Source organism: Curtobacterium sp. NPDC089991 (genome assembly GCF_044748425.1).
Classification (GTDB): domain Bacteria; phylum Actinomycetota; class Actinomycetes; order Actinomycetales; family Microbacteriaceae; genus Curtobacterium.
The window spans coordinates 29,253-42,178 of the sequence record NZ_JBIVGB010000002.1 but is presented as its reverse complement, the minus strand read 5'-3'; the positions used below and the strand labels follow the sequence as shown (position 1 = coordinate 42,178).

General features: G+C 70.4%; 14 protein-coding genes and 1 tRNA gene. 11 read left to right on the top strand and 4 right to left on the bottom strand.

What is annotated here, in order from left to right; genetic code table 11:
* Positions 1 to 45 precede the first annotated feature (45 nt).
* Both hpf and secA read left to right on the top strand, forming a co-directional pair.
* On the top strand, positions 46 to 747 hold the full coding sequence (hpf, locus tag ACIPV1_RS05365; RefSeq protein ID WP_123338985.1) for a ribosome hibernation-promoting factor, HPF/YfiA family: 702 nt from the start codon (positions 46 to 48) through the stop codon (positions 745 to 747).
* Positions 748 to 919: 172 nt separating this feature from the next.
* Positions 920 to 3,700 (top strand): preprotein translocase subunit SecA, encoded by a 2,781-nt coding sequence (gene secA / locus ACIPV1_RS05360; RefSeq protein WP_123938737.1) that lies wholly within the window; start codon positions 920 to 922, stop codon positions 3,698 to 3,700.
* A 143-nt stretch (positions 3,701 to 3,843) separates the two neighbouring features.
* Here the strand turns inward: secA and ACIPV1_RS05355 are convergent, their stop codons facing one another.
* The gene (locus ACIPV1_RS05355; RefSeq protein WP_123938738.1) at positions 3,844 to 4,284 is read right to left on the bottom strand and encodes an Rv3235 family protein; all 441 of its coding nucleotides are present in this window, start codon (positions 4,282 to 4,284) and stop codon (positions 3,844 to 3,846) included.
* Between the two features lie 118 nt (positions 4,285 to 4,402).
* Between ACIPV1_RS05355 and ACIPV1_RS05350 the strand changes: the two genes are divergently transcribed.
* A complete protein-coding gene (locus tag ACIPV1_RS05350) occupies positions 4,403 to 5,902 on the top strand; it encodes a sensor histidine kinase (RefSeq protein WP_111085963.1) in 1,500 nt (499 codons plus the stop codon).
* 259 nt (positions 5,903 to 6,161) lie between these two features.
* Here ACIPV1_RS05350 and ACIPV1_RS05345 read toward each other — a convergent pair whose 3' ends face one another.
* Entirely contained in the window at positions 6,162 to 6,410 is a 249-nt protein-coding gene (locus ACIPV1_RS05345; RefSeq protein ID WP_017888820.1) for a WhiB family transcriptional regulator, read from the bottom strand.
* A gap of 260 nt (positions 6,411 to 6,670) precedes the next feature.
* Between ACIPV1_RS05345 and ACIPV1_RS05340 the strand changes: the two genes are divergently transcribed.
* Positions 6,671 to 7,093, top strand: coding sequence for a hypothetical protein (locus ACIPV1_RS05340; protein ID WP_111085962.1), 423 nt, complete (start codon positions 6,671 to 6,673; stop codon positions 7,091 to 7,093).
* Positions 7,094 to 7,166: 73 nt separating this feature from the next.
* Here ACIPV1_RS05340 and bcp read toward each other — a convergent pair whose 3' ends face one another.
* Positions 7,167 to 7,637, bottom strand: coding sequence for a thioredoxin-dependent thiol peroxidase (gene bcp / locus ACIPV1_RS05335; protein ID WP_123672221.1), 471 nt, complete (start codon positions 7,635 to 7,637; stop codon positions 7,167 to 7,169).
* A 93-nt stretch (positions 7,638 to 7,730) separates the two neighbouring features.
* Between bcp and ACIPV1_RS05330 the strand changes: the two genes are divergently transcribed.
* Positions 7,731 to 7,806: transfer RNA gene (locus tag ACIPV1_RS05330), tRNA-Lys, on the top strand.
* A 103-nt stretch (positions 7,807 to 7,909) separates the two neighbouring features.
* On the opposite strand, the gene ACIPV1_RS05325 is transcribed toward ACIPV1_RS05330, so the two are convergent.
* The gene (locus tag ACIPV1_RS05325; protein ID WP_402725886.1) at positions 7,910 to 8,560 is read right to left on the bottom strand and encodes a YigZ family protein; all 651 of its coding nucleotides are present in this window, start codon (positions 8,558 to 8,560) and stop codon (positions 7,910 to 7,912) included.
* 76 nt (positions 8,561 to 8,636) lie between these two features.
* Between ACIPV1_RS05325 and ACIPV1_RS05320 the strand changes: the two genes are divergently transcribed.
* From ACIPV1_RS05320 to ACIPV1_RS05295, 6 genes are all read left to right on the top strand, one after another.
* Positions 8,637 to 9,077 carry a hypothetical protein gene (locus ACIPV1_RS05320; RefSeq protein ID WP_123292254.1) on the top strand — a complete coding sequence of 147 codons (441 nt, stop codon included), beginning with the start codon at positions 8,637 to 8,639 and terminating at the stop codon, positions 9,075 to 9,077.
* Positions 9,074 to 9,535 (top strand): ImmA/IrrE family metallo-endopeptidase, encoded by a 462-nt coding sequence (locus ACIPV1_RS05315; RefSeq protein WP_111085958.1) that lies wholly within the window; start codon positions 9,074 to 9,076, stop codon positions 9,533 to 9,535. Before ACIPV1_RS05320 ends, ACIPV1_RS05315 begins: the two co-directional genes overlap by 4 nt.
* A complete protein-coding gene (locus ACIPV1_RS05310) occupies positions 9,532 to 10,458 on the top strand; it encodes a hypothetical protein (protein ID WP_402725885.1) in 927 nt (308 codons plus the stop codon). Before ACIPV1_RS05315 ends, ACIPV1_RS05310 begins: the two co-directional genes overlap by 4 nt.
* Positions 10,459 to 10,599: 141 nt before the next feature.
* Positions 10,600 to 10,812, top strand: coding sequence for an SCO4848 family membrane protein (locus ACIPV1_RS05305; protein ID WP_402725884.1), 213 nt, complete (start codon positions 10,600 to 10,602; stop codon positions 10,810 to 10,812).
* Positions 10,813 to 10,880: 68 nt separating this feature from the next.
* On the top strand, positions 10,881 to 11,558 hold the full coding sequence (locus tag ACIPV1_RS05300) for a response regulator transcription factor (RefSeq protein ID WP_123938742.1): 678 nt from the start codon (positions 10,881 to 10,883) through the stop codon (positions 11,556 to 11,558).
* 34 nt (positions 11,559 to 11,592) lie between these two features.
* Positions 11,593 to 12,915, top strand: coding sequence for a sensor histidine kinase (locus ACIPV1_RS05295; RefSeq protein ID WP_402725883.1), 1,323 nt, complete (start codon positions 11,593 to 11,595; stop codon positions 12,913 to 12,915).
* Positions 12,916 to 12,926 lie beyond the last annotated feature (11 nt).

Genomic DNA, 12,926 nt, shown 5'->3' with positions numbered 1-12,926 from the left:
TCGCCGGATGGAGGCGACGCGCCGAAGCTCGATGGGAGCCGCGACATGGACGTGACGATCACAGGCCGGAACGTCGGGGTCACCGACCGATTCCGCACCTACGTCGAACAGAAGTCCGAGAAGATCGACGTGCTCGCTGACCGTGCGCTCGCCTTCGAGGTGCGCATCAGCCGCCACCACGAGAAGTCGGGCGGCAGCCAGGGCGAGGACCGCATCGAGCTGACGCTCATCGGTCCCGGGCCCCTCGTGCGGGCGGAGTCCGCGGCGTCCGACAAGTACGCCGCCTTCGACCTCGCCTTCGCCCGCATCATGGAACGGCTGCGTCGTGCTCGTGACCGGCGCAAGGTGCACCGCGGTCGTCACCGCCCGACCTCAGTGGCCGAGGCCGCAGGCAGTGGCTTCGACGGCATGGGGGTGGTCCCCGCTGACGGCCGCCTCATCGAGGACGTCGCCACCGGCGCGGTCCCGGTCGTCGACGCCGACGCACCGGAGGACGAGGACGATGAGGTCTACAGCCCCGTGGTCATCCGGCACAAGGTCTTCGAGGCCGCCCCGATGACCGTCGACGACGCCCTGTACTTCATGGAGCTCGTCGGACACGACTTCTACCTGTTCGTGGACGCCGAGACCCACCGCCCGAGCGTCGTCTACCGACGCAAGGGCTGGGACTACGGCGTGATCGGCATCGACGACCAGACCGGTGCCGCGGCGTCGGTGGACGCCGAGCCGGCCGCCGCGCTCGCCTGACGCGATCGCTGCGGACACCGTCCGACCCGTGTGTGCGCGGTCCGTTCGCGGGCCGCGCACACCGCTGCCCCCACACCGACACCCCTCACAGCGCACGGCACCGGGGGGGTTGCTAGCATGACTGGTCGATCGGGCGCGCAGGTCGCGCACGACGACCCCGTAAGGAGCTCACGTGGCAAACGTGCTGGAGAAGGTCCTCCGCATCGGCGAAGGACGCACCGTCCGCCGGCTGAAGGCGTACGCCTCGGCGATCAACGACCTCGAGGACGACTTCTCGAGCCTCACCGACGAGGAACTCCAGGACGAGACGAAGGAGCTGCGCGAGCGGTACGCCAACGGCGAGACCCTCGACGACCTGCTCCCCGAGGCGTTCGCCGCCGTGCGGGAAGCAGCGAAGCGCACCCTCGGCATGCGGCACTTCGACGTGCAGCTCATGGGCGGGGCGGCCCTGCACCTCGGCAACATCGCCGAGATGAAGACCGGTGAGGGCAAGACCCTCGTCGCGACGACGGCGGCCTACCTCAACGCGATCCCGTCGCGTGGCGTGCACGTCATCACGGTCAACGACTACCTGGCGTCGTACCAGTCCGAGATCATGGGTCGCGTCTTCCGCGCCCTCGGCATGACGACCGGCTGCATCATCGCCAACCAGACGCCGGCCGAGCGCCGCGAGCAGTACGCCGCGGACATCACCTACGGCACGAACAACGAGTTCGGCTTCGACTACCTGCGCGACAACATGGCGTGGCAGGCCTCCGACATGGTGCAGCGCGGCCACTTCTTCGCCGTCGTCGACGAGGTCGACTCGATCCTCATCGACGAGGCCCGCACGCCGCTCATCATCTCCGGCCCGTCCTCGGGCGAGGCCAACCGGTGGTTCACGGAGTTCGCCTCGATCGCCAAGCGCCTGACCCCGGGCGAGGACTACGAGGTCGACGAGAAGAAGCGCACCGTCGGCGTGCTCGAGCCCGGCATCGAGAAGGTCGAGGACTACCTCGGCATCGACAACCTGTACGAGTCGGCGAACACCCCGCTCATCTCGTTCCTCAACAACTCCATCAAGGCCGTCGCCCTGTTCAAGCGCGACAAGGACTACGTCGTGATGAACGGCGAGGTGCTCATCGTCGACGAGCACACCGGCCGCATCCTGATGGGCCGTCGCTACAACGAGGGCATCCACCAGGCGATCGAGGCGAAGGAGAACGTCGAGGTCAAGGCGGAGAACCAGACCCTCGCCACGGTCACGCTGCAGAACTACTTCCGGCTGTACCAGAAGCTCTCCGGCATGACCGGTACCGCCGAGACCGAAGCGGCCGAGTTCATGTCGACCTACAAGCTCGGCGTGGTCCCGATCCCGACGAACAAGCCGATGCAGCGCATCGACCAGACCGACCTGGTCTACAAGAACGAGAAGTCCAAGTTCGAGCAGGTCGCCGAGGACATCGCCGAGCGCCACGAGCAGGGCCAGCCCGTCCTCGTCGGCACCACGAGCGTCGAGAAGTCCGAGTACCTGTCGAAGCTCCTCGCCAAGAAGGGCGTGAAGCACGAGGTCCTCAACGCGAAGAACCACGCGCGTGAAGCCGCGATCGTCGCCCAGGCCGGTCGCCTCGGCGCCGTCACCGTCGCGACGAACATGGCCGGCCGCGGCACCGACATCATGCTCGGCGGCAACTCCGAGTTCCTGGCGGTGCAGGAGATGCACGCCAAGGGCCTGTCGCCGACCGAGACCCCCGACGAGTACGAAGCCGAGTGGGACGAGGTCTTCGCCCGCGTCAAGGCCGAGGTCGAGGTCGAGGGCGACAAGGTCCGCGAGGCCGGTGGGCTCTACGTCCTCGGCACCGAGCGCCACGAGTCGCGCCGCATCGACAACCAGCTGCGTGGTCGTTCCGGCCGTCAGGGTGACCCGGGCGAGAGCCGCTTCTACCTGTCGCTCACCGACGACCTCATGCGCCTGTTCAACTCCGGTGCCGCCGAGAGCCTCATGGGCCGCTCGAACGTGCCGGACGACCTGGCGATCGAGAACAAGCTCGTCGGCCGCGCGATCCGTTCCGCCCAGGCGCAGGTCGAGGGCCGGAACGCCGAGATCCGCAAGAACGTCCTGAAGTACGACGACGTCCTGAACCGGCAGCGCGAGGCGATCTACAGCGACCGCCGCCACATCCTCGAGGGCGACGACCTGCACGACCGCGCGCAGTCGTTCCTCAAGGCCGTCATCGACGACGTGATCGACACCCACACCGGTGAGGGCTCGCCGGACGACTGGGACCTCGACGCCATGTGGACCGAGCTCGGCACGCTCTACCCGATCTCGATCTCCATCGACGAGGTCATCACCGAGGCCGGCTCGAAGGGCAAGGCGTCGCGGGACTTCCTCGGCCGCGAGATCCTCTCCGACGCCAAGCTTGCGTACTCCACGCGTGAGGAGCTCCTCGGCGACGAGGCGATGCGCGAGCTCGAGCGTCGTGTCGTCCTGTCGGTGATCGACCGCCGCTGGCGCGACCACCTGTACGAGATGGACTACCTCAAGGACGGCATCGGCCTCCGCGCGATGGCGCAGCGTGACCCGCTCGTCGAGTACCAGCGCGAGGGCTACGCGCTGTTCCAGACGATGATGGGCCAGATCCGCGAAGAGTCGGTCGGCTACCTGTTCAACCTCGAGGTCCAGGTGCAGTCCGACGGCGAGAACGCCGTCATCGAGGCCAAGGGTCTCGGCGAGGACGAGGTCTCCGGCCTCGAGTACTCGGCACCGTCGATCGACGGCGAGGTCGAGGTGCGCGACGAGAAGGGCCGCCTCGAGCAGGCCGCCACGGCGCGTGCGCAGCAGGCCCAGGCCGAGGCCGAGGCAGCTGCCGAGCCCGAGCAGGGCTCCGCGTTCGGCAACGCAGCCACGGCCTCCGGCCAGGCTGCCGCGGCCGGCAACCGTGCCGAGCGTCGTCAGGCGTCCAAGAAGTAGTCCGCGTGCGCGTGAGCGCATCGTGAGTAGCAATGGTCGGGTCCCGCGTCGGGACCCGACCATTGCTGCTCACCAAGCGCACCGACCGGCGGACGGGAGGCCCGTGGCGACACCGCCACGGGCCTCCCGTCCGCGTCAGGCACCTACAGGACGCCGATCGCGGTCGCCCGCCACCTGCCGTCCCGTGTCTCCAACCGCATCGCCACGGCGCGTGCATGACTGCGCGTGTGCACGACGACGGTCGCCTCGGCGACACCGTCCGCCGGTCGGCAGACGAGCACGCTGCCGACCCGCAGCACCGCTCGGCTCCGCGACCGTCGGCGCACCGAGCGGGCGTGCGCGGCCACGGCCGCACGTTGCTGCAGGTGTCGGTGCACGTCGTCGGTGATCCAGCGGGCGATGCTGTCGACCTCGCGGGCCCCGGTCAGGACCTCGGCGACGCACAGTCCCAGGGCGCGTGCGGTGTCCGCCGGGTCCGGAGGGCCGCTCGCCGGTTCCTCGACCGGTTGCGGTTCGACGATCGTCAGTGGCGGCGAGTGTGCCGTCGTCGTCGTGTGGTCGATCCGGCGTGCCTGCTCCGCCACCCCTGCCCCTTCCGTTGCTGGAGCGAGCGTATGGGGCGTGCAACATGAGAAATACAAAGCTGCTGGGCCTGTGGAGAGCACGACGTTGTCCACATGTCGGCGCACCTAGACTGGCTGGGTGTCGACCCTCAGTGACCTCGTCCTCGCGCAAGGCCGTTCCTCCGAAGCCGACGTGGAGTGGCTCCACCTGCTCGTGGGGGACTGGCAGCTCCTCGCCGACCTGTCCTTCGCCGACATGGTGCTGTGGGTGCCGACTGCCGAGGACGGCTCGTTCGTCGCCGTGGCACACGCCCGACCGAGCTCCGCCGCCACACTGTTCTACCGCGACATCGTCGGCCAGGAGATCCGCGAGGAGTGGCGCGGTCAGGTGACCGAGAGCTTCGCCGGCGCCCGCGTCGTCGACTCCGCCGAGCCCGACTGGTACGAGGACACCCCCACCCGGGTCCGTGCGATCCCGGTGCTGCGGCGCCTCAGTGCCAAGAGCGCGGAGACCACCGAGCGGCCGATCGCCGTCGTCACGCGGCACTCCAACCAGGACGAGATGCGGACGCCGAGCCGCCAGGAACTGAACTTCACCGCGAGTGCGAACGACCTGTTCGGCATGATCGCGACGGGCGACTTCCCGGACCTCGGCGCACCGGCCGGTCCGCGCCGCGGCGCCCCGCGCGCCAGTGACGGTCTGCTGCGCCTCGACACCGCCGGCATCGTGACGTTCGCCAGCCCGAACGGCCTGAGCGCCTTCAACCGGATGGGCTTCGAGGGAGAGCTCGAACGGAAGTCCCTCGCCGAGGTCACCACCGAGCTCATCGGCGCGCAGCTCGACGTCGACGAGTCCCTGCCCCTCGTCGTCACCGGTCGCGCTCCGTGGCGGGCTGACATCGAGTCGAAGGGCGTGACGGTGTCGCTGCGGTCGATCCCGCTCCGCGACCACGGCGACCGCATCGGTGCGATCGTGCTCTGCCGCGACGTGTCGGAGCTCCGGCACCAGGAGCGCGAGCTCATCACCAAGGACGCGACGATCCGCGAGATCCACCACCGCGTCAAGAACAACCTGCAGACGGTGGCGTCGTTGCTGCGCATCCAGGCTCGTCGGACGCACTCCGACGAGGCACGGACCTCGCTGCAGAACGCCATGCGCCGCGTGGCAGCCATCGCGGTCGTGCACGACACGCTGTCGAGCGGCCTGAGCCAGACGGTCGACTTCGACGACGTCTTCGACTCGGTGCTCAAGCTCGTCACCGAGGTCGCCGCGTCGCACAACACGACCGTGCACCCGAAGAAGACCGGCGAGTTCGGGGTGCTGCCGTCCGAGGCTGCCACGCCGCTCGCACTCGGGCTCACCGAGCTCGTCACGAACGCCGTCGAGCACGGGCTGGACGGCCGCGACGGCGAGGTCGAGATCGTCGCCCGCCGGTTCGACGACCACCTGGAGATCGAGGTCCGTGACAACGGCGTGGGTCTGCCCGAGGGGAAGGTCGGGTCGGGCCTCGGCACCCAGATCGTCCGCACGCTCATCCAGGGCGAGCTCGGCGGCACGATCGACTGGCACACCCTGACCGGCAGCGGCACCGAGGTGACGATCACCATCCCGTTCCGCTGGCTGACCGCTCCCGCCTAGCGCCTGGGCGCGCCGCGCCCGCGGGAGTCGCGCGTCGGGTCCGCGCCCGCTCGTGAGGTTCCGAGATCTGCGCATCTCGGCGCGTGATCGCGCGTGTTGTGGAACCTCGACGGTCGGTGCGCGGCATGTTGTGGAACCCCGAGGACCAGCGCACGGCGTGCCGCCCCGCCCCGCGCCCCCGTGCGCCACGCGCACGACGACGCCCGCCGCCCCCGAAGGGACGACGGGCGTCGGTGTGTCCTGCGGGAACCGGCCCGGGTCAGGAAGCGCGGCGGGCGCGGGCGGCGCGACGCTTCAGCGCACGACGCTCGTCCTCGCTGAGGCCACCCCAGACACCGGAGTCCTGGTTGTTCTCGAGTGCGTACTGCAGGCACATCTCGGTGACCGTGCAGCGCGCACAGACCGACTTGGCCTTCTCGATCTGATCGACGGCGGGCCCGGTGTTCCCGACGGGGAAGAAGAGCTCGGGGTCCGCGGTGAGGCAAGCTGCCTTGTCACGCCAGTCCATGTGTGGTGCTCCTTGATGTCGATGCTCGAACGGCAGGCCGGGGCCGGGGTTCGGGGGATCGGAACGCTGATCATGCATGAGGCATGAGGGGACAACTGTGGGGAGGAGTCCGCTGGAAGCGAGTCTGACGCCCGCGTGACGCTCGGGGGAGGAGCGACGAACCACGGGAGACGCACACCACATCGTGCCGTCCAAACGACCTCGAATATCGTTCCATACTGGTAGGGGCAAATCAAGGGTTCCGATGCTGGAGGATCACTGTGCACGATGACGACCCGACCGCGGTCGACCGTCCTGAGCGACGCTCACGCGCGCTGATCGGCCTGCTGGTGGTGGTCGGCCTCGAGTTCGCGGCGCTCGTCGTGGTCACGGTCGTCCTGGTCGTCGAGCTGATCGTCGCGCCGGCGTCGAGCCTGGCGTCCGGGATCGCCCTGACGATCCTGTCGGCCGTCGCGGCGCTCTGGCTCGGTGCGCTCCTGAACGGCCTGTGGAAGCGTCGCGCCTGGGTGCGGTCGGGGATCATCGTCTGGCAGGTCCTGCAGGGTGCGATCGCGATCGGCGCGTTCCAGGGTGTCTTCCGCGAGCCGGCGGTCGGCTGGGTTCTGCTGATCCCCGCCCTGCTCGGCATCACGTTCGTGCTGTCGCGGTCGGTGACGGCCGCGCTCGCGCGTCCCGTGGAGTAGACGAGACCGACAGACGGACGGGAGGCGCGGTGCCAGCTGGCACCGCGCCTCCCGTCTCGCTGTGGTCCGGTCCTCAGACCAGGCCGAGCTTCTTCCGCAGGCTCGCCACGTGTCCGGTCGCCTTGACGTTGTAGAGCGGCAGCTGCACGCTGCCGTCCTCGTCGACCACGATCGTGGAGCGGATCGTGCCGGTCACGATCTTGCCGTAGTTGTTCTTCTCGCCCCACGCGGCGTAGGCCTTGTGCACCGCCAGGTCGGGGTCGCTCAGCAGCGGGAACGTGAGCGCCTGCTCGTGCTGGAACGTCTTGAGCTTCGCCTGCTCGTCCTTCGAGACACCGAGGACCTCGTAGCCGGCTGCCTGCAGCGACGACATGTTGTCGCGGAAGTCGCAGGCCTCGGTGGTGCACCCCGGGGTGGACGCGGCCGGGTAGAAGTACACGATGACCTTCTTGCCCCGCAGTGCGGCGAGCGAGTGTTCGACGCCGTCCTGGTCCGGCAGCGTGAAGTCGGGGGCGGTGTCGCCGGCGGCGAGACGGTCGGTCATGGTGCTCCTGTTCGCTTGGTGCCCACGAGTGGTCGTGAGCGCGCAGAACCCATGCTATTGTTGATTCCCGTTGCGGCACGGAAGCCGGAACATGCACCTCTAGCTCAATTGGCAGAGCAACTGACTCTTAATCAGTGGGTTCTCGGTTCAAGTCCGAGGGGGTGCACCACAACCACGAAGGCCCCGACTCATCGAGTCGGGGCCTTCGTGCGTTCCGGGGGTGTGCACGCGTTCCGAGCGGGACACGCCCGAGGTGTGTCTGGCGGTCGGATTCAGTCGGCGGTGACGTCGACGATCCGTTCCGGGCCGACGACGAGGTCGACGGCGCCGGCGGAGGCCGCTGCGAGGTCCGCGGTCAGGGTCTCGAGCGCGTCGGCGGGCACCCAGACCTCGAACGTCGCCGCACGCCCGTAGACCGTCGCACCGAGGGTCGCGTGGTGGTGCCGGACCCAGTCGCGCAGGACGTTGTCGAGCCGGCCGGCCGCGGCGTGCGGGGCGTCGAAGTGCACCTGCGTGAGCGCCTCGCGCCGGACGAGCGCGGCGGTGTCGAGGGCCTCCGAGACCGAGGTCGAGTAGGCGCGGACGAGTCCGCCGGCGCCGAGCTTCACGCCGCCGAAGTAGCGCGTCACGACGGCGACCACGTCGGTGAGTTCGCGGCGGCGGAGCACCTCGAGCATCGGCACGCCCGCCGTACCCGACGGTTCTCCGTCGTCCGACGACCGGGCCTGGTCGCCGAGGGTGCCGGTGACCATCGCGGTGCAGTTGTGCCGGGCGTCCCAGCGGCGGCGTTTCACCTCCGCGATGACCCGCTCGGCGTCCGCGACGTCCGACACCGGGGCGACCGTGGTGATGAACCGCGACTTCGTGATGACGATCTCGTGCTCGACCGGGTCGGCGATCGTCGCGGGGAAGCTGCGGGCCATGCCCACGAGGCTAACGGCGTGCACGGTGTCCGCCGCGCTACGATGTCGTGCACGCACGGCTGGGGAGGAGTCCGACATGGAGACCGGTGATCCGAGGGGCGGGGTCCTGGACGCCGCCGAACTCGCACGGCGCATCAACCTGCTGCTGGACTTCGAGGAGTCCCAGCGTGGCGCCCCGGTGCCGTTCGCCTCGATCGAGGAGTACGTCGCCGCCCACGGCGGTTCGCTCTCGCGGGCGAAGTGGACCTACATGCTCTCCGGCGACGGCCGACGCAACCGCGACACCGAGCTCCTGCGGCTGCTCGCCGGGTACTTCGAGGTCGACGAGCGCTTCCTGCTCGAGGACAGCGACGTCCCCGAGCGCATCGGCGCCCAGCTCGCCCTCGTCCGCTCCCTGCGTTCCGCCCGCGTGAGCGGGTTCGCTGCACGCACCTTCCCCGGCGAGCTCTCACCCGAGGCGCTGCGGCGCATCGCCGAGGTGCTCGAGGAGGAATCACAGCGCGGGAGCGTGGCGTGACCGACCCGCTGCTCGAGTCCTTCTGGGCGCGCGGTGCGGTCGAGGGGTGGTCCGACGTCGACCAGGCCGTCGCCGCTGCAGCCGTCGTCGTGGACAAGCCCATCGTCGTCCGCGAAGAGGCGTTCCTGGCGACGGAGCCCGTGTGCGGCTTCGTCGCGACGCTCGAACACGCCCACCTGATCATGATCTCGCCGACCGCGTCGCCGACCTTCCGGGCGTTCGTCATCGGCCACGAGCTCGGCCACGTCCTGCACCGGCACCAGGAGCACGCGCCCCAGTCGGCCTACATCCGCGACGTCATCCCGGACCTGCCCGAGTACAAGGTCGAGCGGGCGCTGGCGCGGGGGATGTTCTCGAACGCGTACGAGCACGAGGCCGAGGTCTTCGCCGACGCACTCGCGACGCTCATCCGGCGACACCGCGGCCGCCCGAGCGCCTTCCGCGGGGTCTTCGGGTGATCGTCGCCGTCGTCCAGGCGGTGCTGCTCATCGCCGGGACGATCGCGCTCTTCGTCCTGCAACGCGGGCAGGACCGGACCCTGGCGGTGACCTTCCTGCTGTTCGCCGGCACCATCGTCACGAACGTCGATCCGCTGTACCGGTGGCTCGACCCACTGCTCGGCGGCTCGAACGTGGTGACCGTGGTCAGCGACTGCCTGATGGTCGCCGGCACGAGCACGCTGCTCTGGGGCGTGGCGAAGGCGGTCGGTGCGGCGCGGCCGTGGCTCCGGAACGCGATCGTGGTGTCGTGCGGCGCCGTGGTGGTCGTCGTGGTCGTCGCCTTCGTGGTGCTGGACAAGCCGGCCACCACGACGACGTTCATGCTCGACGCCGGGTCGCACCCGGCCGCGAGCGTCTACTCGATCGCGCAGACGGTGTACCTCGGGGTGGCGCTCGGCGCGACGGGCCTCATCTGCGTCCTCCGCCTGCGCGAGGCCCGGACGACGACGGACCTGGTCGGGCTGTGGGTCCTGGTGCTCGGCGGTGTCCTCGGGGTCGTCCGGATGGTCGTCGTCGTGGTCATGGACCTGGCGCACGTCACGGGGGACCTCGACCGGATGCGCTCCCTCGCGCTGCCGTACGACGTCACGACGCCCGGCGCCGTGATCTGCGTCTCGACGGGGATGCTGCTGCTCGTCGTCGGACACCGGGTCTCGCGACGTCGCCGCACCCGGCGGGTCGACGCGGCGCTGCGACGTCTCGCGCCGCTGCACGCGCGGATCGGTGCCGACAACGCCTACCCGTCGACCGAGGACCCCGCGACGCGGTTGAGCCGCGCGATCGTCGAGGTCAACGACGGGCTCCGGCGGACGCGTACGCCGTTGACCGATGCCGAGCGAGCCGTCCTCGCCGAGGCCGAGTCGGCGCTCGACTCCGCGTAGCCCGAAGGGGTGACTCGACGGTCTCCCGACGCCCGTGTAGGGTTTGTAGCAAGTGCTACAGATCCTGTGGCTCGTCGGGTGGGACTCGGCCGCGTTGGGGGCGGCCGAGCACCACCGACACTCGTTGTCTAGACTCGGACGGTGCTCGTCTTCGCCGCAGTCGTCCTGTTCATCGGTGCCGTCTTCAACGTCGTCAGCTGGCCGCGCTTCTTCCAGCGCGTCGCGAAGGACACCCGCGCGCGTGACGCCGCGGGCAAGCCGACGACGTTCTACACGGTGCACCTCGTGCTGCTGCTCATCGCGCTCGCCATCGCCGTGGCCGCGGTCGTCGCCGGGATCCTGCTGCTGGTCTGAGCCGCTCGCCGTTCGCCGTCGGGCGTCGCTTCAGCGCTGCTTCAGGGCGGCACGGCAGGATCGTCGCCATGCGTGTCCTGGTGGTCGACGACGAGGTGCGGCTCGCCGACGGTGTCCGTCGCGGCCTCGAGGCCGAGGGGTGGGCGGTCGACGTCGCCCACGACGGCGTCGACGGCCTGTGGCACGCCCGCGAGTTCCGCTACGACGCGATCGTCCTCGACCTGATGATGCCGGGGATGAGCGGATGGGCGGTCTGCGCCCAGCTCCGGGCCGACCAGGACTGGACGCCGGTGCTCATGCTCACCGCCAAGGACGGCGAGTGGGACCAGGTCGAGGCCCTCGACGCCGGCGCCGACGACTACGTCACGAAGCCCTTCTCACACCCGGTCCTCGTCGCCCGGCTGCGCGCGCTCGTCCGCCGCGGTGCGCGGGAACGCCCGGCGGTGCTGACCCTCGGCGACCTGGTCGTCGACCCGGCCGCACGGACCGTGGCGCGTGCCGGGACCCCCGTCGACCTGACGAGCCGGGAGTTCGCGGTGCTCGAGTACCTCGCGCGGCGCTCCGGGCAGGTGTGCTCGAAGCGCGAGGTGATCGAGAACGTCTGGGACGTCGACTTCGAGGGCGACCCGAACATCGTCGAGGTGTACGTCGGGCACCTCCGGCGCAAGCTCGACCGGCCGTTCGGACGGACGTCACTCGAGACCGTCCGCGGTGCGGGCTACCGACTGGCGGCCGACGGTGGCTGACCGGGGGACGGGGCGCACGCGCCGCTTCCGGTCCGTGCGCGCGCGGACCACGCTCGGCGCCGGCGTGGTCGTGCTCGCCGCCCTGGTCGTCGGCGCCGTGGGGTTCGTCGTGGTGCTCCGCCTGGTGCTGCTCGACGGGGTGCGGACGTCCGCCGAGGCCGGACTCGAACAGGTGTCGTCACGGGTCGAGTCCGACGGTGCCGGTGCGGTGACCGACTACGAGGACGTCCTGGTGCAGGTGGTCGGTGCCGGCGGCTCGGTCCTGGCACACGGCGAGGACGCCGACGCTCCGGCCTTGTCGACCGCGGACGAGTCCCGGTGGTCGCACGACGGCGAACGCTGGCTGCTCGTCGCCGACGACGTCGACCTGCCCGGTGGGGGTGAGGCGACCCTGGTGTACGGCGTCTCCCTCGAGCAGACCGACACCGCCATCCGGACCGCCGTGGTGCTCCTCGCCGGCGGGGTGCCGGTGCTCGTCCTCGTGCTCGGGATCGTGACCTGGTCCGTGACCGGGCGGTCGTTGCGGCCGGTGGAGCGGATGCGCACCGAGGTCGAGACGATCCGTGCCGCGCAGCCCCACGCCCGCGTGGTCGTGCCGGACACCGGTGACGAGATCGCCCGGCTCGCGACCACCATGAACGCGATGCTCGACCGACTCGACCGATCCGCGGCGGGGCAACGGCAGTTCGTGTCCGACGCCTCGCACGAGCTGCGGTCGCCGATCGCGTCCCTCCGCCAGCACGCCGAGGTCGCCGTCGCGTACCCGGACCGGACCGACGTCGCCGAGTTCTCCGACGTCGTGCGGTCCGAGGCCGTGCGCCTGCAGGACCTCGTCACCGGGCTGCTCGAGCTGTCGCGGCTCGACGAGGGCGGCACGGGTGTCCGTCGTCCCGTGGACCTCGACGACCTCGCACTCGACGCCGTCGCGCGGGCGCGGGCGCGGGCGCGGGTGCCGGGTGGTGGGACCGGCGACCGTGCGATCCGGGTCGACGGCTCCGGGATCTCCGCCGCACGCGTGCTCGGCGACGAACGGCTGCTCACCGGCGTGGTCCGGAACCTCGTCGACAACGCCGTCCGGCATGCCGCGTCGCGCGTCGCGGTGGCCCTGGTCGAGCAGGACGGCGCCGCGGTGCTGACCGTGGACGACGACGGCTCCGGGGTCCCGGCGGCCGAGCGCGACCGGGTGTTCGAGCGGTTCGTCCGGCTCGACGAGGCCCGCAGCCGCGACGCCGGTGGTGCCGGCCTCGGTCTGGCGATCGTGCGGGACGCCGTCCGGGCGCACGGCGGCGATGCGACGGTGGCGGACTCGCCGCTCGGCGGGGCGCGGTTCGTCGTGTGCATCGCACTCGGCGGCTGAACAGGCGGCTT

Bases quoted from the DNA above. Each gene is read 5' to 3' on its own strand.
- hpf (WP_123338985.1), top strand. From the start codon at position 46: ATGGACGTGACGATCACAGGCCGGAACGTCGGGGTCACCGACCGATTC.
- ACIPV1_RS05345 (WP_017888820.1), bottom strand. From the start codon at position 6,410: ATGGACTGGCGTGACAAGGCAGCTTGCCTCACCGCGGACCCCGAGCTC.
- bcp (WP_123672221.1), bottom strand. From the start codon at position 7,637: ATGACCGACCGTCTCGCCGCCGGCGACACCGCCCCCGACTTCACGCTG.
- ACIPV1_RS05325 (WP_402725886.1), bottom strand. From the start codon at position 8,560: ATGGCCCGCAGCTTCCCCGCGACGATCGCCGACCCGGTCGAGCACGAG.
- ACIPV1_RS05320 (WP_123292254.1), top strand. From the start codon at position 8,637: ATGGAGACCGGTGATCCGAGGGGCGGGGTCCTGGACGCCGCCGAACTC.
- ACIPV1_RS05300 (WP_123938742.1), top strand. From the start codon at position 10,881: ATGCGTGTCCTGGTGGTCGACGACGAGGTGCGGCTCGCCGACGGTGTC.